Below are 17,712 nucleotides of genomic sequence, written 5' to 3' on the forward strand. Positions count from 1 at the left end.
GCGAGGGGCAATAAAAGCCGACAGAGCCTAGTAACAAGAGTTAGGTGTACTGTCTGGATTAATTTCACCATACACTTCTTCAGGATCCACATCATTGGCAATGAGTTCTTCGCGGACCGTGTCAATATGTTCTAGCACCAGCTTGTAACGCTCACCGTATTCGTATTTGTTTACTTCAATCGCTTTAGGCATGTAGCTAAAGGCGATTTTTAAGGCCATTAAGGCGTCTTCATTCAATTTCTCAGCCATGGATCAGCTCCTTAGGTAGAACAGGCACTGACATATTAGCGTAGTTTGTTGTCCTCAAACAGCGATTAAGCAATTGATTTTTGCAATGTAATACTTTCATAACAGTCGGTAATTAGGTGCACAATGCACCGAAATAGTTATTTTTGCTGATTATTTAAATAACCCAATTTTTTCATAAGCCGCTGAAAATATTATAAAATTTTTTATATCCGTATGATTGGCACATAATTTGCTGTATGGTGAGGTAAGAATTGCTCAATTTTGAGTAAAGGATTCTATTTCAAAAAGGAAACAAGATGATTACCGTTTTAGTTGCAGTTGGCGTAATGTTAATGATGCTGTTAGTCGCGGCCGAGTGGTGCAGCCGTAAAGATCAAGATCTTATTGATAAAGCTGAGAAAAATTAAGCCCTAGCGCTATCCAACAAATCACAGCAACACAGGGGCTTCTAAGCTTATTGTTGCTGCAGGTTCTGTTGAATTTAAAAACCTTCTAATACAATTTTCCCAATCGCTTTGTTACTCTCGCTAAGCTCATGTGCACAGCGCAAGTTCGTTGCATTGATCCGTCCTAAATGATGGCCAAGCGTTGTTTGAATTGTGCCTTCATCGATAAGAGCACCTATGCGGTTAAGCAAGTGATGTTGTTTTATCATATCCTCGGTATGAAATTTAGCGCGGGTGAACATAAACTCCCAGTGTAAAGAAATACTCTTATCTTTTAGTAAGTTAAGGTCGACAGAAGAATTGGCAAACTCAATAATACCCAATTTACCTTGCGGTTTTAACACTTCAATAAGGGTACCAAAGTGTTGGTCGGCATGAGTGGTACAGGCAACATGAGTGACTTCTCCTAAGCCTAGAGCGTCAATTTGAGCTTTAAGTGGCTGTCTGTGATTGACGACATAATCAGCCCCAAGTTGATTTACCCAATCTTGACTCTCCTGACGTGATGCTGTTGCAATCACTGTTGCCTGGGTAAGGTGCTTGGCCAATTGAATTAGGATGGAACCAACACCACCAGAACCGCCTACAACTAACAATACTGGTTTGCTATGGGCAGGTTTATTGATGTCCAAGCGGTCAAACAGCATTTCCCACGCGGTAATCGACGTTAAGGGCAAAGCCGCTGCCTCGGCGTTAGTTAAGGTATGTGGTTTAAAGCCGACGATGCGTTCATCTATTAACTGATACTCGGCATTACTGCCGCTGCGAGTAATATCGCCGGCATAATAAACAGCATCACCTACTTTAAAAAGACTCACCTCAGCGCCAACGCTTTCTACAATACCGACGGCATCCCAACCCAGTACTTTCGCCTGGCCTTGAGGGTCTACATTTCTGCGAATTTTACAATCAACGGGATTAACAGAAATCGCCTCTATTTTGACTAATAAGTCTCGTCCTGCTGGAACGGGTTTATCCATTTCAACATCGACTAAGGCCTCAGGTTGACTAATAGGCAAAGAGGAAAAATAAGCAACGGCTTTCATTAGGTTCACTTTTTCTTGGGATGAGGTGTCGCTTTATAATGAGCTTACATACGCTAAATTCAATGTTTTTCCCTCATACTGAACATCCTTTGTTTACTGATTAAAATGAAAATATGTCGCATATGCATCAAAATCAATAAATATGTGACATTTGCGTAATTTGGAGCTAGGATAGGTTTGAATACACAGATTCTTATCTAACCCGTTTTGTCCCTAACAAAGGAGTTAACGATGTCAGCGCTTGCTAATATCAAAGAGTCAAAAGACCGGTCCAGTGTGTTACTAAAAGCATTCAACAATGCCTGTGCTGAGTTAGGCGTGAATAAAGCCACCGCGGGTAAAATTATCGGGGTAAACCGCTCAACGTTGTCCCGTAAAGAAGGTATTGGCTTGGGGGCTGAATCAAAGTCATCTGAATTATCTTTACATTTTATTCGGCTTTATCGATCTTTATTTGCCATATCAGGCGGCGATCAAGGTTTTATGCGTCATTGGTTCATAACACCTAACAGCGCCTTAGGGGGCAAGCCAGCTGAACTGGTGCAAACAGTGCAGGGATTAATGCAAACCAATGATTATCTTGACGCAATGCGCGGCAAAATATAGCTGGCCATGATGTCGCTAACTAATTTTACTGAGTGCTATAAACAAAGTCCGTGTCCAATTTCATATTCGGGTAGGGTAAAACGCTTAGTTGAAACGCAAGAAGTAGCGGCGACCATGAAATTGGTAGACGACCTAGACGAACAATATTTATTAGAGCAAATGTTGGATGAGGTGAAACCGCGTTACAGGTCAAATACAGAACACATGCATTATTTGCTTAAAACCCCTTTTCGATACCCTCCATTGAAATATGGCTCACGTTTCGGTAGCCGTTTATTACCGAGTTTTTTTTACGCCAGCGAAAACGAAAAAACAGTACTAGCTGAAGTGGCTTATTATCGTTTTGTGTTTTTACATCACATGCAAGATCCTTACGAAAAGCCCATTCACTCACAACATATGATGTTTAGTTTGCAGGTCAACAGTAATCTATGTGCCGACTTAAGCCTACAGCACTTCAACTCGTTTGAAAGTGCGTTAGTCAGTGTTGATAATTATCATTTTTGTCAAACTGTGGGTGAGTATTTGCAGATAAACCAACAGATTGAAGTGATCCGTTATCAATCAGCGAGGGCGCAGGATGGTATGAATATCGCCATTGCCAAACCCACTGCCATTGTGTCTAAAGAGCCTGAGTCTTGCCAAAATTGGCTCTGCTTAACTCAGAGTAATAAGGTCAGTTTCACGCAAGCAGGCCAAGGTCAGCCTTTGACATTTAATTTGCATGATTTTATGCACAAAGGGGTATTACCCGTTCCTGCCGAGTAAGGCAATCAAAAAGATATCATCAAAATGATTGCTTGTTGAATAAATTGCGGGTAATCTGACTACATGTAATCAAAATGAGTTTATGTTAATGTCTCAACACGTTCTAGATATTCAGCAGCAAATTGCCGCTCTGAGCCATGCTCAACAAGACCGATTAGCTTTTATTGATTTTAGCTTGCAGTATTTTGGCCACGTGGCACGCACAGAACTTATTCAACGATTTCAGACCGGTTTAGCGGCTAGTACGCGCGATTTTACTACCTACAAAGAACTGGCTCCGGACAACTTGCACCTCATACATCAAACTAAACGCTACCATCGTGGTGAGCATTTTAACCCCCTGTTTAAGCACAATCCCGAAGTGATCTTAACCTCTCTCAGTCGAGGTTTTGGAAATGGTATTTCAAGTGGGGTACAACCATCCGAACAGTGTTTTGATGCGGTGCGGCTAATCCATCCCGATGCCAATATCATTGCCAGTATCATGCGCGCCATTCATAACCGATTAGCGATTAAATGTCGTTACGTTTCTGTATCATCGGGCGAGAGTGAGCGGGCAATTGTGCCGCATTCAATTGTAAATAATGGTCATCGCTGGCACGTGCGTGCTTATGACCGCAAGAGCAACACATTTCGCGACTTTGTCTGTACCCGTTTTACTCAGGTTGATGTGATGCCCAGCGCTATTCGTGTGCATGAGGCAAGTGCCTACGACGAACAATGGCAGGGTATGGTTACTTTGCGCTTAATTCCTCATCCAAGCTTGTCTAGCAGTCTTGCTATAGAGCTGGATTATGCGATGGAAGAGGGACAGTTAACCTTGCACTTACGCGCTGCCATCGCAGCCTATGTATTGCGCCAGTGGCAGGTGGATTGTTCCGCCGAGCATAACTTAGTCGGGCAGGGGTGTCAGTTGGCACTTGCTAACCATGATGTCCTTGAAAAAATTGAAAATGTAGGACTAACATTGGGGGCTACGCTGAGTCGACAATAGTCGCCACAAAGGGGGCTTAGATTTGATTAGCGCGGATGAGATAGTTCACTCGTTTATATAATAATTCACCCAAGCGCGGCTCATCACTTGCTAACACATACAAGCCCGCTTGCTGGCTGCACAATTTAAATACGTAGCTGACTTCCTGATTAGCATAGCTGCCGATGATATGGTCAGTGTTGTCGTCCAAACCAAAGAGTGCCTCTGCTTCATCAAAAAATAAGATGGCTTTACTGCTTTGTGCTTCGGCAATGATGCGCGCCACATTTTTTTCAGTTTCGCCAATATACTTTTTTCTCAGTTCAGCAACATCAAGTCGGTAAACCGGTGCGTTAGCGAGGTGGGCAAGTTGATTGAGTATGAGTGCTTTGTTGCTGCTGCTGTGGCCAGATAATAAAAGCGTGACAATTTCACCTTTAGCCGCTTTGGTCACGGCATCATGCAAACTGGCTTTGTTTTCATCACTTAGCAATGCATCACGTTTTTGATCATTCGGATGTGAGAATATCGCAAGTGCAGAAACAAAGGTGCGCTGGTGCTTTAAAAATACTTTTCTATAAGCCTCTGTACTCACTTTAAGACTCCTTCAAACAGTAAATGTTAAAGTGTGGAGTATGTTGTGAATTTTCGCCAGTGAAGGAAAACTAAGGCTTTTTTTTCGTTTCAATGTCTAAAATTTGTTGCCACAACTTTTCAGCCTCAGCGGTAAGCTCTGAATATTTTCGAATGTCGCCTTTACGTTGTGCGAGCATCGCTTCAGTAGACAGTTGATCATAGGTCTTTCGAAGTTTTTTGCTTGGATCAGATTTGAAAAAAGAAAACATGGATAATCCCTTAATAAAATTTCGCTTTTGTACGCTTTGCAAAAGTAATGTGATCACTCAAACCGCGCGCTTTTTTTCAAATTGTAACAGCTTTGCACATTACTTGTCCCTGTTTGTATTTAAGACCAGCTCAGCCCTCATCACGACTTTAGGTAGGTAGAAAACCTTCTAGCTTGCATTCATTGAATTAATTAAGCGCTTTCGTTGTAAAAACAAAGTGTCAGTGTCAAACATGATTGGTTAATAATTAACCAATCATGAGTGTTCCCTTGATTTACTGTCTCAATACGATTTTACAAATAAGGGATATTGAAAGGAGCTACTATGTACAAAATATGTAAAGGACTCATTATCAGCAGTTTGTTAATCAGCTTCATTGCAGATGCAGGACTGATTCGAGGTGCTGGTAGAGGTGGAATAACGGTGAGTTTTGGTACCATTGATTTACTAGTGCCAACCTCAGAGATTAATGAGTTTGGCTTGTTAAATTGGGATTATTATTCAAACATCAATCCTGCTGTTCCCTACGACAGCGTGTATGTCCCGCCTGGTTATCCTATGGCAATGGCGGTACCCGATTTCTGTTTTGTTTCCTTGGGCTCAGGTCAGCCATTTGAAGATGATCCCTGTTACTGGCAATTCAATGAAGGTGAGCGACTTGAAGTCATCGGATCGACAGTCTCATTTTTTTCACTCGCCATTCAAAACATTACTTGGCGAATATTTGAAAGTGATGCAGACCCCTTCATAGATGCCCCTCTTTTTGAATTTGATAATAGCTTCTCATCAGTTGAAAATACGGGGGATAGAAGCCAGCGACGTCAACTCTATTTAGATGCTGCAATGCCGGAAGATTTAGCGCCAGGAGAATACCAGGTTCAGGTAGCAGTGACTCAAACTGCGCCGGTTGGTTACACGTTTTACGCGGCGGATGCAATATTTTATGATGAAGCCTGCTTTGGTGAGCCAGAAAATATAATATGCTCTCGCTTGGGCAGTGTATCAGGTAATACGTTTGTGAGAAGCGGCATAGATCGAATGGTTGTGGTGAGTGAGCCTAGTATAGTGCTTATCATACTTACAGCCCTATGTTGCCTACTTGTGAGAAGAAAAGTTCAAACCAAATAGTTGTTTTATTGGCCAAGGAAACAATAAGGCTGCCACATCAGTCTGATAATTGCACTTTTCTAAGCTAACTAAAAAATGTTGAGTTGCTTTACTTCTTCTCTTTCTTTTTGCAGATGATCATCAATTTTTATCATGATGTCTTTACCAGTATCGGTTTCTAACAGCGGTGCGATAATGGGGTCATATTTTGTCCACCATTGTCGCCAGCCATTTTCAAAAGCGTTGCTTAATTCTTGTGAAGCAAGTTTTTCGTTATTATTTAAGGCAGCCAGGCGAGCCCCTAGGTAGTCTGCAAATGCATCTTTAATATTTTCTTGCCGAGCATTGTCTAGTTGACGTTCGCACTCTCTCAGTATTGGTTGCGATTCTTTGTTGTTATCCTGCTCAACAAGTGCCCAAGCTATTTCGATGGCGGGGCTGCATAGCGGCATATTGTATAACTCGCCATCGGAAAACTCTGTCAACAAGGGAACAAGTAATTTTTCTGCTGCGCTATTGTTACCAATAAGCATCTGATAAAAGGCGGTTTCAAATCGTACCCATGGGTCATCTGGGTTAGCTAATATTCTTGTGTTCATTTCATCGATTAACTCAGGGTGTTTTTTCTCTATCAATAAAAAAGTCGGAATATAAAAAGAGTCTGAAGTAAGTTTTCGCGCTTCATTGACTAAACCGAGCTCGAGCAGCAAACCGATATAACTTTTTTCATATCGAGCGTTGTCAGGCGATATTGAATGAGCTTGTTTCCAATAAAGAATACTCTCAGAGTAATTTGCTCTGTTATATTCAATACTAGCCATTCCAGCATAACCTAGCGGTGAATTTGGAAATTCTGAAATGAGTAAGTTATATTGGTTTTCAGCTTCTTGAATAAGGCCTTGTTGAGATAAATAAAATCCTCGATTAGATTGATTAGCTATGGAAATAGGATCAAGTGAGTAGGCTTTCTCTAAGGCCTGCCACGCTTCTGAATATCTCCCTAGTTTGTCTAAGACCGCAAATTTCCACATATAAGATTTTGCGGAGCTTGGACTCAATTTAATCGCTTTATCAAGAAAGGATAATGCTTCGTCACTTTGTTTACTCAAATAAGCTAAAGTGAGTCCTCGAATAGCATAGGCTTCAGATAACTCGGGATTTCTAAGCAAGGCCTTTTCGATATTTTGTTCTGACAGTTGACGAGCAATATCACCATCAAGCACACCAAAAAAAGCATCATGCCCGATGCCGTTTGTTCCTTTTGCCAGCATTGCAATCGTATCAGCCAACGCCACATATGCCTGTGCATATTCAGGATCAAGGCCAATGGCTTGTTCAAATAATTTACGTGCGGCTTTCATCGATTCTGTGGTTTGTTTGCGATATTGCTCACGGCCTTTGAGATAAATCACATAGGCATCAGTGCTTTTGGTGGAGGCGCTGTTGGTCAGCGAGCCCGTTTCGATATAGGTGTCTTGCAGCATATTAACCGTAGAACGGGCTATCTCACTTTCGACGACAAATATATCACTGAATTTACGGGCGAAGGTTTCGCTCCACAATACGTTGGCATCGGCAGCGTCCACTAACTCTACTCGTATTTTGAGCTGATCACCTATGACTCTGACACTGCCCGTTAACGCCGTATCTACCTGCAAACGCCTCGCGATAGTCACAGGGTCAAGGCCTTTTTCTGCCAATGCACTCGTTGAACTAGATGCTGCGACTTTAAGGCCATCGGTGCGACCTAATAAACTGGTGATTTCCTCGGCTAAGCCTTGCGCCAAAAAGGCTTGGTCTTGGTCGGCACTGGCATCTTTAAAAGGTAGAACGGCTATGGAGTCAGCGATGAAGGTTTGTTTGATGCCATCGCTCGCTTTGGCAAACTCTATTTGAACATTCGAAAAATAGCGGTATGCCACGAAACCTGAGCCTAAAGTGATAAGTAGTAGAATGGTCCAGCGAGATAAACCAAAAGGGGATACTCTACCTGTTTCATTATCAGCAATAGCCACCAAGCCGTCCATGGTGAAATCGAAATACCATGACAAATACAGCATCACTGGCATTCCAGCGAACAAGGTAACAGCCACTAGAGTATTAAATAAAGGAGAGAGGTTAACCATGGGGGTAACAACACTGACGATTTGCAATATCAGCCATACAAACCCTAGATACGGCACAAAGGTTTGAAATACTTTACGGCGACGAATTTCTGCAAAAAAACTAGGCAAAGTGATTCTCATCTTAATTATTTAAAGGCTAAAAAAGTGTAAAATTCACCATTGCACCCCATAAATCGAGAAAGCAGCAAACGTCTGGCTATAACGATGATATTACGCAGTTTATTCAGAAAGTTAAGTGTGATGGCGAAATAATCTACTTAATTTTTACAATGGGTAAATATTCGTCTCAAATTGGATTTAGCGGATTATTTAACCACTTCAAAGCCAAGATTTTAAACCCGCTTAGTATTTAGGCATAAGCGCCCTAGTTCAGCTGAAAAGCCCATATTCTAGGGTATGAATAAGGACTAAAACTCGGTAATATTCGCCCCATTCTTTTTGCTTGCCAGTGCTTATTTTGCAGCTGCTGGAAGCGCCAAATTTAGCTAGTAGTAGGTCATTTATGCCTGGTTTACATCGCATTATTCTTATTGATACTCATTTGCCCGGAGTGGTTGAGTTAAAACTCAAAGGCCACACCAATATATGTGGCACAAACGCCTCAGGTAAAACCACCTTACAGCGATTGATTCCGGTATTTTACGGCGAGTATCCAAGTCGAGTAGTACCCGCAACTCGCGACAGTTTTGAACGTTGGTATTTACCCCGAGAATCCAGTTTTATCATTTACGAATATGAACGTAACGAGCTCGATCTGTGTCAGGTTGTACTAGCCTCTGGTGGTAATGGGGTGAATTATCGTTTTGTAGGTAAACCATTTGAGTTGAGTGACTACCTCTATAAAAACAATGCGGGTGAGCATGTCAGCGTTTCGATGAATGAATTGGCGCGCAGTTTGAAACGCTCAAACATATTGGTCACTAACCTTCTCAATACCAAAGACTATCGCGCCATATTACAAAACGATCGTGGCGTGTTAAACGGCACCGCCAATAGCCGAGAATTACTGGGTTATGCACGCATTTTTAGTTTGTGTGATGGTAGCCACCATTTACGCCATATCGAAAAATTAGCGAAGGCGGTGCATTCTAAAGAAGGCAAAATGGAAACCATTAAAGCCATGATTGCCGCCATTCTAGAAGAAGATGGTGTACAGCCTCCTACATCCAGCTTGAGTCGAAATCGGGTTGAAGATTGGATCCGCGAATGTCACTTGATCAAAGAGTTCGATGAAATTCGCCCAGAGTTTGCCAAGTTGGAGCGCGCGGATCATGAACTGAGCCAAACAGAAGGTCGATTGGCTGAATTAAAATTACAATTTGATTTTGACCTGAGTAAATTAGCTGCCAGTATTATTCAATTGCAAGGCCAGTTTGATGAAACCTTACTGGAGGTAAAAAAACAAGAAGGCGAGTGGGCGAACAAGCGTGATGGACTAAACCAGCAATTGTCTGCAGCTAAGGCGGATAGCCGTAAACTTGAAAAAGATCTCGAGCAAGTTGAAAAAGAATTTGATGATTGGCAAAACCAAGATATCGAAACCTTGCAAGCCAACCTGCAATTGCTCCCGCAATGGACCAGCGAATTAGATACCGCTAATACCCGCTATCAACTACTCACTGAAAAACACCAAGATGTTGAGTCTGCTTTTAACAAACGAATTGCTGAGTTAACCGAAAAATTGAACATAGAGCTTGAAGGCTTTGGTGAGCAAAAACAAAACTTGCAAGATAAGTTGTCTGAACAAAAGTCGCAGGAACACCAGCACCTGCAAGAAATTAAACAAGACTTTGCTGAGCAACAAAGTCAATTAAGCAATGAATTTCAGGAGCGTTTTGGTGAGCTTAAAATACAACATGCTACCTTAAGTGCCAGCATTAAAAATGCAGGTTTTAGTGAGTTTGAGCAAAGCCAAATAGATCTACTAGATGCGAGCATTAAAGAGCTAAGCCACATTGAAGATGAAACTCGCGATAAATTTCGTGCGGCCCAGCAGGGCCATCAAGGCGCACAGCAGCAGCGTAGCAAAGCGAATGATGCCTTAGAGCAAGCTAGAAAACAGTATTTGCAGCAACAACAGCAGGTCAATAAAGTTGAAGCGCTGCTGTATCCAGGTCACAACAGTTTATTAGAAGTGTTACGCAAAGAGCAGCCGGGCTGGGAACAAAAACTGGGTAAGGTGATCCACCCAGAACTATTAAAACGCAGTGATTTAAAGCCAAGTTTTAGCCCAAGCAATGACAATCTGTTTGGTTTACAACTTGAACTGAGTAATGTGTCGGTGCCTGAATATGCGCAATCTGAGCAAATATTGCAGCAGCGCTTACAAGAAGCACAGGCGACCTTAGCGACCTTGCTAGATGAGCAAAATGAAGCAGAGTTATTGCTGGCGAAAGCCAGTGAAGACGTGCGTAACAAAGAGCTGCAATGTGCGAAATGTGAAAGCGATACCCGTACTGCTGAAGCTAAGCGTAAACGGGTGCAGCAAGATAAAGAATTATTGCAACAAGAGTATAGCCAAGCCTTAAGTGAGCGTAAGCTGCATAACAAAAACGCCTTGAAGAAAAATGAAACGCAGCAAGCAAAAGAACAAGCCTTGTTTGCTGAATCTAAACAGGCCCTGCAAGACCAATTACGTGAAGCGCAAACTGAACATCAATTTCACTGGCAGCAATTATTAGGTGATACCCAACAGCAAGTCAGTCAAGTTGAGCAGTACATGCAAAAGGCCAGGCAAACTGCCGCGCTTGATAAGAAAAAATCCGAACAATGGTTGGCTGATGAATTAGCCAATCGTGGCGTTGATGTGGATGAAATAGGCAGCTTACAAAAGCTGATCAAACAGCTTAAACACGATATCCAGCATACCGAAACCCATAGACATAAAGTCAAAGACTATGAGCACTGGTATAAAACCATCTTCACTGGTCATAAGTTAAGTTGGCAACAACAGTTGGCTAAAGCAAAAAAAGTCGCGAGCAGTGCTGAACGCGAATTAAGCCAAGAGCAAGCCAACTTTAAAGCCTTAATAAGTCAGTTAAAACAACAACAAACTGAGTTTGAGCACAACTTAAAAACTGCCAAGGAACAAGAGTTGGATGTGCAAAATATCAAACGCTTGTTAGCTAAAATTAGTTTGGCTGCGGCTGAATCAACCGCGCAGCAAGGGGGCTCTGAAACCTTAAATATTGCCCAGCGTATTTCCGAGGGGCAGGGGCTTTTACAAAATCGTGAAACCTTACTGGGCGATATTAAAGTGTATGTGGAGCATTTTGATCAACTCATCGCTGCACAAGCCGGTACAGGGTTATCGGATACTTGGGAGCGTTCACGTGAAGAATGCGCCTATGTTAATGACAAAGGTATTCGTGGGGTTGACCACCGCCGTTTAGTGAGTCATCTCGCTCGTTTGTTAAATGAAATTGTACCGCAAAAAATGCAAGGTCTACGGGAGCAAGGACGAATTTTTGGCGCTGATTTAACGCAGTATTACAACGTACTGGAAGACATCGACAAACGTATTGCTAGCCAAAGTAAACGGATCAGCAAAGAAGTGGACGAAGAGCTGTTTTTAGAAGGGGTGTCTGAGTCTGCAGTGAAAATACGGTCACGCATTAGTGAGCTTGAATTTTGGCCTGAATTAGCGCAATTTCAAAAACTCTATCATGAATGGATGAGTGAGGGCGCCAATGAACTACCTGACGATGATTACGCGCAAAGTATGCGAAAAGTGTTAGACATTCTTGGCCGTGCAGCCTTAAGCGGTGGTATCAGCAAGTTACTCGACATTGAATTACATTTGCGAGAGGGAAACAGTGATTTGGTTATTCGTACCGACCGTCAGTTAAACGAGTCTTCCAGTCACGGTATGGCGTATTTGATCTTGTGTAAGTTTTTATTAGCCTTTACCCGTTTATTACGTGGCAGTGCTAACGCAACCATCCATTGGCCTATTGATGAATTGGGCACATTGCATCAAAGTAACGTGAAAAAGATTTTTGATGCCTGTCAAAACAACGATATCTGTGTGGTGGGGGCCTTTCCAAACCCTGAGTCAGAAGTACTGACCTTATTCGAAAATCGCTATTTGATTGATAAAGGCACGCGCAAATTACAGGTAGTGGAGCCCAAAATAAGCGCGATCACCGAACGCCTAAAGCAAGCTAAGGCACGCCAAACACAGCACAACGACACGGAGGCACAAGCATGATCACTGAACAAGGTCGAATCCTAGAGTTATTGTTGTCTGGTGCTTTTATTTGTCAAATTAGTGATGAAGAGGCATGGCGCTTTCTTAAAACCTCAGGCAACAGTGACAAAATCGAAACACAACTCAATGTGCTCAATCGTACCTTAGCTAGCGCAGCCGAGGGGGATGTGTTTTTTGCAGCGTATCAAAGTTTGTATGATAACGAACGCAAACAATTAGGCGGTCAGTTTCAAGAAATCTCTAGTCAATTAATGCCTTTAGTTGAATGGCTATTGTTAGTGCAACAAGCCAATGGCTCAGATGTGCCTGTGACGCAAGGTACGGCAATTCGTTTAAATGAGTTGCAAACCACCATTGAAGACACACCAGCCTTTGCTGAGCAATTAGAAAAAATATCCCGTAATCGTTTGTTTGGCTCTACGAGTACCCAGTTAGATGGGCAACTTAAATTAGTATTTAACCGCTTAACTCAGTTGGGTTATGTGCTTAAACCTAATGTCGAAAAACAAATTTTTATTGCCACTGGCAAAGTTGAATATTTATATGACGTGCTCAAATTTATTGATGAAACTGAAGCCTTGTCGTTAACTGAACAAGCTGAAAATGCGGTGCAGCAAGGTAGTTTACTATGAGTTTGGCCTTAACTACGAGTGGGAGTGAGGGCCGATGAACCAGCACTTGCAACAGGCAGGCGTTAGGCTTCTTAATGCGCTGAGCCGCCATGCAGACTTAATTATGCAGGTGTATTTATCGGGGACCTTAGACGAAAGTAAATACAGCCCAAAAGTGATCGAAAGTTTATGTCAGCTAGGTATATTGTGGCGACCGGAGTCTGACACTCAGCTGCGTTTAAAAAGTGCCGTGCGGAATTTGCTTGAAGGCAGTTTGCATGATGAGCGTAATCGTCAAATCGATGCCAATATTGGTTCGGCCTTAGCCAGCTTAAAAACATTGGCCCAGCATTATAAAGAGGCCTTATATCACAGCCGCTACGCGGAAGCTGACGCCCATTTGTCCGATTTAACTGAGCATGTGTATGCGTTGACTGAGTCATTGTCGAATAGCGTGCGAGTGCTGTTTAGTCGTATTAATAATGAGTTTGGTTATGTGGCATCAATTGATGCCAAAATTCGTGAAAACGAGTTAGCGCAAAGCCAAGTCAGTGAATTGCTTAAACAATTAGAGATGTTTCGCTTTGATGAGTTAAGTGAGCTTGCTGGAAGTAACCGCGAGCTACGCCATTTACTTGTTGTCACGCTACAACATAGTTTCTCGAAAGTGATTCAGGAGCTTTCAATTGTTCAAGCTCGCTTACTGGAATTAATTGGCCGTTTTCGTGAATTTAAAGGCCGTACTCAGCTGCTGAAAGGCTTTTTACTCCACATGGAGCAAAAGCCAGATTTTAGCCCAGTAAATTACAGCCAGTTAAGCCAAGTTCCTATGTTGTTTAATCAAGCAGCTGCGTTAATTAAACCTGCAGCCGTAGATGTGCATCGCATTGAACATGAGCAAGATTTACAGCAACTGGTTGGCGCGATTAAAGCCTTTAATCGTTCGAATACCTCTCATCAACCTGAGCGAGCGGCACAAAAAATTAATGTGGAAGAACAAAGTTCGGCGCAGTTTGCTGAAGATAAACTTAGGTTAGCGGTAGAAGCCTATTTTTGTCAGGTTATTGATAGCGGAGAGCGTTTAACGGCACTTGATTATCATCAACAGCATGCTCTTGAGTTTGATCCAGAAGTGTGGATTTACCAAGTGGTTGGCGGATATCAAGGCTTGACCATGGAAGAGCAAAGCTATTTTGCATTAGATACCAATGGCGAAGCTCATCCCATTTATTCGGGTAATTACATTATTCGTGATGTTGAACTGGGTTTAAGATAATAACAATGGAATTGGGCAAGTCAGAAATTGCAACCTTAAGTCGCTTTTTTCGCGATGAAAATAAGTTGTTACTGGCCAGCAAAGGTAAGTTAAGACAGTGGTTAGAGCAGCATTTTGATTTGTATCACAACGGCAAACACTTTGTGTTTGACCCTGTCAGTAAAGAAACGCTTCGCCGCGAAATAGAGCGCAGTTATCCCAGATTAAACCTACTTGCCGGTTTAGCCAGTGGCCAAGACCGAGTGGCTATTATTGCACAAAGCAATAATGACAAGTTGGCTGATAGTAAGCCAAACGATAAGTATGTGCTAGCAAAGTGCCTAGCCAAGTTTGAACTCGACGGGCAACGGTTAATGCTACCTCTTGGAACAAGTGTTCGTTTGCTGGTTGAACGTATCGATTTGAGTCAGTTTTCTAGTATTGTTGTGGTAGAAAATTTAGATGTGTTTGACAAATGGCACCTCGTTACACTGCAAGACAACAACCACAGTTTAGTGGTTTACCGTGGGCACGATCAAGCAACTGCAAAAGGGCTGAAATATCTGTTGAGTCAATTGCCGCTGGATATTGAGGTCATAATGTTTCCAGATCTTGACCCCAAAGGTTTAGAAATAAGTTTTACCACTCCCAGAATAAACAGGGTGTTAGCGCCCAAAATAAGCGATATTCACAATGTGTTGCGCCCTTATTCTCAACCTGAGGTATTTTTGCAGCAACACAGTGCTGTAGCATTTTTAAGTCAGCAACACAGCCCAAGATGGCAAGAGTTAGTGACTATCGTAAAAACCCATAAATTGGCGGTAATGCAGCAAGTATTTATCGCACTAAATATTCCTTTAGTTTGCTATAAATAAACAGCGGCTTAGGGAATCGCCATTGTAAACAATTCAAGGATCACCGGTAATAGCGAGAGCAATAATAAACTGGCCATCACAATATTGAAGATCTTTAGATGGCGGGAATTGGCTAAATACCGTTTTAATGCAGTACCAAAACCCAACCACATAAAAGTACAAGGCGTACCTAAACAGAGGAAAAATAAGGCGATAATACCGACTTGTAAGGTGTAATCGAGACTCGAATTGGTATAAGTGACTATCGCACCAACAATCATTATCCACGCTTTAGGATTAACCCACTGAAATAGCGCTGCTTGTAAAAAACTCAGGGGTTTGCGTTGCATCTCATCTACAACATCGGCCACCAAAGGAGTCGTTGGGCTGGTGGCAATTCGATAAGCTAAATAACCAAGGTACAAAATTCCCGCAATTTTGAGCCAAATTAACAGTTCAGGTATTTGAGCAAACAACTGGCTGATACCTAACCCCACGCCGATGATCATCAAGACAAAGCCAATATCAATGCCCAATAAATGAGGCAAACTGCGGCGAAAACCATAATTGACACCTGATGTCATGATCATCAAGTTATTAGGGCCAGGGGTGATGCTACTGGCTATCGTAAATAATATTAAAGCGCTGTATTCCACGGTAAAAGCACGTTGATTGAGACTGCCATTAGTGTGCGATAGCTTGAGGTCATTGCAAAGATGAGTTAGTTCTATATAAGGTTTGTTATGGGTTTTAACTAAATCTGATATGCTTAATTTCATTCAAGAACGCTCAGAGTAAAAAGCATGACAGGCTTAGCCACCGTACTTATTTTTTTGGTCGCCACCGTTGTGGCTGTCCCTATTTTTAAAAAATTAAAATTAGGCGCTATCTTGGGCTATTTGGTCGCAGGCTTGGTGATTGGCCCACAAGTGTTCGATTGGGTAAATGATCCGCAGACTATTTTACATGTGGCCGAGCTGGGTGTGGTTTTACTGTTGTTTTTAATAGGACTTGAACTTGCACCCGACAAGCTTTGGAAGATGCGAACCCAAATCGTGTTCACTGGGGGCGGTCAGCTACTTATCAGCGCCTTAGCAATTGGTGCTATTTTACACTTCGTATTGGGCTTCAGTGTTGTTATCTCCAGCATTATTGGCTTGTCGCTAGGTTTATCGTCTACTGCCTTTGCAGTGCAATTGATGAGCGAGCATAAAATTCTTAAAACACCGCCAGGTCAGCAAGGTTTTTCAATTTTATTAATGCAAGATTTGGCTGTCATCCCTATTTTATTATTGGTTGAAAGTGTCTCGAGTGCTAATACAACATCAGGCCCGCAATGGTGGATAAGTGTGCTAGCGGTTGTTGGCGTGCTCATTATCGGCCGCTTTTTGGTTAACCCCTTTTTACGACTCATTTCATCTTATGGCAGTGCAGAAGTCATGACGGCGTCAGCCCTGCTAATTGTTATCGCGACGGCATTAGGTATGGAAGCTGCTGGTTTATCTATGGGAATGGGCGCTTTTATTGCAGGTATTCTGCTTGCAAATTCTAGCTTTAGGCATCAATTGGAAACCGAAATTGAACCCTTCAAAGGGTTACTTTTGGGCTTATTTTTTATTGCTATAGGTATGAATTTAGATTTAAGCCTACTGGTTTCAGAACCGCTATTTATTATCAGTGCCAGTATCATGTTGGTCGTGATTAAAACGCTGATTATTTTTCTTATTCTAAAAGCCAATAAACAACTGACCACCGATGCCATGAGGATAGGCTTGATGTTGTCACAAGGGGGAGAATTTGCTTTTGTAGTCATGACTCAGGCAGCAGGGAGCGGCATACTCGCACCTGATATCGCAGCTCAGGTAAGTTTGATCGTGGGTATCTCAATGGCCCTCACTGCGCCACTAGTAATACTTCATAGTATGTGGTTCACCAGTAAAAATTGCCCTGCTGTCTACGACAGTCACCGCGACGAGAGTGAGCCGCAAGTTATCATTGCTGGTTTTGGCCGCTTTGGTCAAGTGAGTGCTAGGATTTTAGCCGCCAATAACATTGCTTTTACCGCCTTAGACAAAGATGCAAAACATATCGAGTTTGTAAAACAGTTTGGCAATAAAGTGTTTTACGGCGATGCCAGTCGATTAGACTTGTTAGAAACCGCGGGAATCGCGCAAGCGAAGATACTCTTAATCGCGGTAGACAATGAAGATGACGCACTGAAAATCGCTGAACTAGTGCAGCAAAACTTTCCTCATGTCAGCATTATTGCACGCGCCAGAAACCGTTTTACTGCAAAACGTTTAAGTGAACTTGGCGTAAAGCTCTACGTGCGCGAACTGTTTGCAGGAGGCTTGGAAGCCGCAGGAATGTTACTCAAAGAATATGGCTTTAATAATGAACAAGTGAACGAGATGGTGTCTATATTTGCAGAGCATGACAAGACCTTACTCGACAAAACCGTCAATGAGAAAATGAACATGGATGAGTTAATAAAAACCAGCAAAAAGGGCAGGGAGGAACTGGCGACCCTGTTTAAACGTGATCGCCTAATACACGAAAAGAATAAATAATAGTGAGTTAGAAGGAGTAGGTAAAACCGAGTGTGAGGCGTTTGTC

The 17,712-nt window shown here is 42.4% G+C and carries 15 protein-coding genes; 9 read left to right on the forward strand and 6 right to left on the reverse strand.

Annotated elements, in window-relative coordinates; genetic code table 11:
• Window positions 1–27 precede the first annotated feature (27 nt).
• Both NWQ57_RS08030 and NWQ57_RS08035 read right to left on the reverse strand, forming a co-directional pair.
• Window positions 28–249: a penicillin-binding protein gene (locus NWQ57_RS08030; RefSeq protein WP_306021625.1), complete on the reverse strand. Its 222-nt coding sequence runs from the start codon at window positions 247–249 to the stop codon at window positions 28–30.
• Between the two features lie 481 nt (window positions 250–730).
• Window positions 731–1,741, reverse strand: coding sequence for a zinc-binding alcohol dehydrogenase family protein (locus NWQ57_RS08035; RefSeq protein ID WP_306021626.1), 1,011 nt, complete (start codon window positions 1,739–1,741; stop codon window positions 731–733).
• Window positions 1,742–1,972: 231 nt separating this feature from the next.
• On the opposite strand from NWQ57_RS08035, the gene NWQ57_RS08040 reads away from it, so the two are divergent.
• From NWQ57_RS08040 to NWQ57_RS08050, 3 genes are all read left to right on the forward strand, one after another.
• Complete coding sequence (locus NWQ57_RS08040; RefSeq protein ID WP_306021627.1) at window positions 1,973–2,347, forward strand: MbcA/ParS/Xre antitoxin family protein; 375 nt, start codon at window positions 1,973–1,975, stop codon at window positions 2,345–2,347.
• 9 nt (window positions 2,348–2,356) lie between these two features.
• Entirely contained in the window at window positions 2,357–3,115 is a 759-nt protein-coding gene (locus NWQ57_RS08045) for an RES family NAD+ phosphorylase (RefSeq protein WP_306021628.1), read from the forward strand.
• Between the two features lie 88 nt (window positions 3,116–3,203).
• Window positions 3,204–4,109, forward strand: a complete 906-nt coding sequence (locus NWQ57_RS08050) for a WYL domain-containing protein (protein WP_306021629.1) — start codon at window positions 3,204–3,206, stop codon at window positions 4,107–4,109.
• Window positions 4,110–4,125: 16 nt separating this feature from the next.
• On the opposite strand, the gene NWQ57_RS08055 is transcribed toward NWQ57_RS08050, so the two are convergent.
• The gene (locus NWQ57_RS08055) at window positions 4,126–4,683 is read right to left on the reverse strand and encodes an AAA family ATPase (RefSeq protein ID WP_306021630.1); all 558 of its coding nucleotides are present in this window, start codon (window positions 4,681–4,683) and stop codon (window positions 4,126–4,128) included.
• Window positions 4,684–4,753: 70 nt separating this feature from the next.
• Window positions 4,754–4,933, reverse strand: a complete 180-nt coding sequence (locus NWQ57_RS08060; protein ID WP_306021631.1) for a DUF6435 family protein — start codon at window positions 4,931–4,933, stop codon at window positions 4,754–4,756.
• A gap of 324 nt (window positions 4,934–5,257) precedes the next feature.
• On the opposite strand from NWQ57_RS08060, the gene NWQ57_RS08065 reads away from it, so the two are divergent.
• Complete coding sequence (locus tag NWQ57_RS08065; protein WP_306021632.1) at window positions 5,258–6,061, forward strand: hypothetical protein; 804 nt, start codon at window positions 5,258–5,260, stop codon at window positions 6,059–6,061.
• Window positions 6,062–6,129: 68 nt separating this feature from the next.
• Here NWQ57_RS08065 and NWQ57_RS08070 read toward each other — a convergent pair whose 3' ends face one another.
• Window positions 6,130–8,274, reverse strand: a complete 2,145-nt coding sequence (locus tag NWQ57_RS08070; RefSeq protein WP_306021633.1) for a hypothetical protein — start codon at window positions 8,272–8,274, stop codon at window positions 6,130–6,132.
• A gap of 394 nt (window positions 8,275–8,668) precedes the next feature.
• On the opposite strand from NWQ57_RS08070, the gene NWQ57_RS08075 reads away from it, so the two are divergent.
• Genes NWQ57_RS08075 through NWQ57_RS08090 form a run of 4 tightly spaced genes read left to right on the forward strand, consistent with a single transcriptional unit; the run spans window position 8,669 to window position 15,117 of the window.
• The gene (locus tag NWQ57_RS08075; protein ID WP_306021634.1) at window positions 8,669–12,376 is read left to right on the forward strand and encodes an ATP-binding protein; all 3,708 of its coding nucleotides are present in this window, start codon (window positions 8,669–8,671) and stop codon (window positions 12,374–12,376) included.
• Window positions 12,373–13,008, forward strand: a complete 636-nt coding sequence (locus NWQ57_RS08080) for a hypothetical protein (RefSeq protein ID WP_306021635.1) — start codon at window positions 12,373–12,375, stop codon at window positions 13,006–13,008. Before NWQ57_RS08075 ends, NWQ57_RS08080 begins: the two co-directional genes overlap by 4 nt.
• 34 nt (window positions 13,009–13,042) lie before the next feature.
• Entirely contained in the window at window positions 13,043–14,263 is a 1,221-nt protein-coding gene (locus tag NWQ57_RS08085) for a phosphoenolpyruvate carboxylase (protein ID WP_306021636.1), read from the forward strand.
• Window positions 14,264–14,268: 5 nt separating this feature from the next.
• Window positions 14,269–15,117 carry a hypothetical protein gene (locus tag NWQ57_RS08090; protein WP_306021637.1) on the forward strand — a complete coding sequence of 283 codons (849 nt, stop codon included), beginning with the start codon at window positions 14,269–14,271 and terminating at the stop codon, window positions 15,115–15,117.
• 8 nt (window positions 15,118–15,125) lie between these two features.
• Here the strand turns inward: NWQ57_RS08090 and NWQ57_RS08095 are convergent, their stop codons facing one another.
• On the reverse strand, window positions 15,126–15,875 hold the full coding sequence (locus NWQ57_RS08095) for a LysE family translocator (RefSeq protein ID WP_372340900.1): 750 nt from the start codon (window positions 15,873–15,875) through the stop codon (window positions 15,126–15,128).
• A 24-nt stretch (window positions 15,876–15,899) separates the two neighbouring features.
• On the opposite strand from NWQ57_RS08095, the gene NWQ57_RS08100 reads away from it, so the two are divergent.
• Window positions 15,900–17,666 (forward strand): monovalent cation:proton antiporter-2 (CPA2) family protein, encoded by a 1,767-nt coding sequence (locus NWQ57_RS08100; RefSeq protein ID WP_306021638.1) that lies wholly within the window; start codon window positions 15,900–15,902, stop codon window positions 17,664–17,666.
• Window positions 17,667–17,712 lie beyond the last annotated feature (46 nt).

The sequence above is a fragment of the Paraglaciecola sp. genome, from assembly GCF_030730205.1.
Lineage (GTDB): Bacteria > Pseudomonadota > Gammaproteobacteria > Enterobacterales > Alteromonadaceae > Paraglaciecola.

What these genes read in the sequence shown, in the direction of transcription:
- NWQ57_RS08030 (WP_306021625.1), bottom strand. Translation starts at nt 249, where the DNA reads ATGGCTGAGAAATTGAATGAAGACGCCTTAATGGCCTTAAAAATCGCC.
- NWQ57_RS08035 (WP_306021626.1), bottom strand. Translation starts at nt 1,741, where the DNA reads ATGAAAGCCGTTGCTTATTTTTCCTCTTTGCCTATTAGTCAACCTGAG.
- NWQ57_RS08085 (WP_306021636.1), top strand. Translation starts at nt 13,043, where the DNA reads ATGAACCAGCACTTGCAACAGGCAGGCGTTAGGCTTCTTAATGCGCTG.
- NWQ57_RS08045 (WP_306021628.1), top strand. Translation starts at nt 2,357, where the DNA reads ATGTCGCTAACTAATTTTACTGAGTGCTATAAACAAAGTCCGTGTCCA.
- NWQ57_RS08060 (WP_306021631.1), bottom strand. Translation starts at nt 4,933, where the DNA reads ATGTTTTCTTTTTTCAAATCTGATCCAAGCAAAAAACTTCGAAAGACC.
- NWQ57_RS08040 (WP_306021627.1), top strand. Translation starts at nt 1,973, where the DNA reads ATGTCAGCGCTTGCTAATATCAAAGAGTCAAAAGACCGGTCCAGTGTG.
- NWQ57_RS08080 (WP_306021635.1), top strand. Translation starts at nt 12,373, where the DNA reads ATGATCACTGAACAAGGTCGAATCCTAGAGTTATTGTTGTCTGGTGCT.
- NWQ57_RS08095 (WP_372340900.1), bottom strand. Translation starts at nt 15,875, where the DNA reads ATGAAATTAAGCATATCAGATTTAGTTAAAACCCATAACAAACCTTAT.
- NWQ57_RS08050 (WP_306021629.1), top strand. Translation starts at nt 3,204, where the DNA reads ATGTCTCAACACGTTCTAGATATTCAGCAGCAAATTGCCGCTCTGAGC.
- NWQ57_RS08100 (WP_306021638.1), top strand. Translation starts at nt 15,900, where the DNA reads ATGACAGGCTTAGCCACCGTACTTATTTTTTTGGTCGCCACCGTTGTG.
- NWQ57_RS08065 (WP_306021632.1), top strand. Translation starts at nt 5,258, where the DNA reads ATGTACAAAATATGTAAAGGACTCATTATCAGCAGTTTGTTAATCAGC.
- NWQ57_RS08090 (WP_306021637.1), top strand. Translation starts at nt 14,269, where the DNA reads ATGGAATTGGGCAAGTCAGAAATTGCAACCTTAAGTCGCTTTTTTCGC.
- NWQ57_RS08075 (WP_306021634.1), top strand. Translation starts at nt 8,669, where the DNA reads ATGCCTGGTTTACATCGCATTATTCTTATTGATACTCATTTGCCCGGA.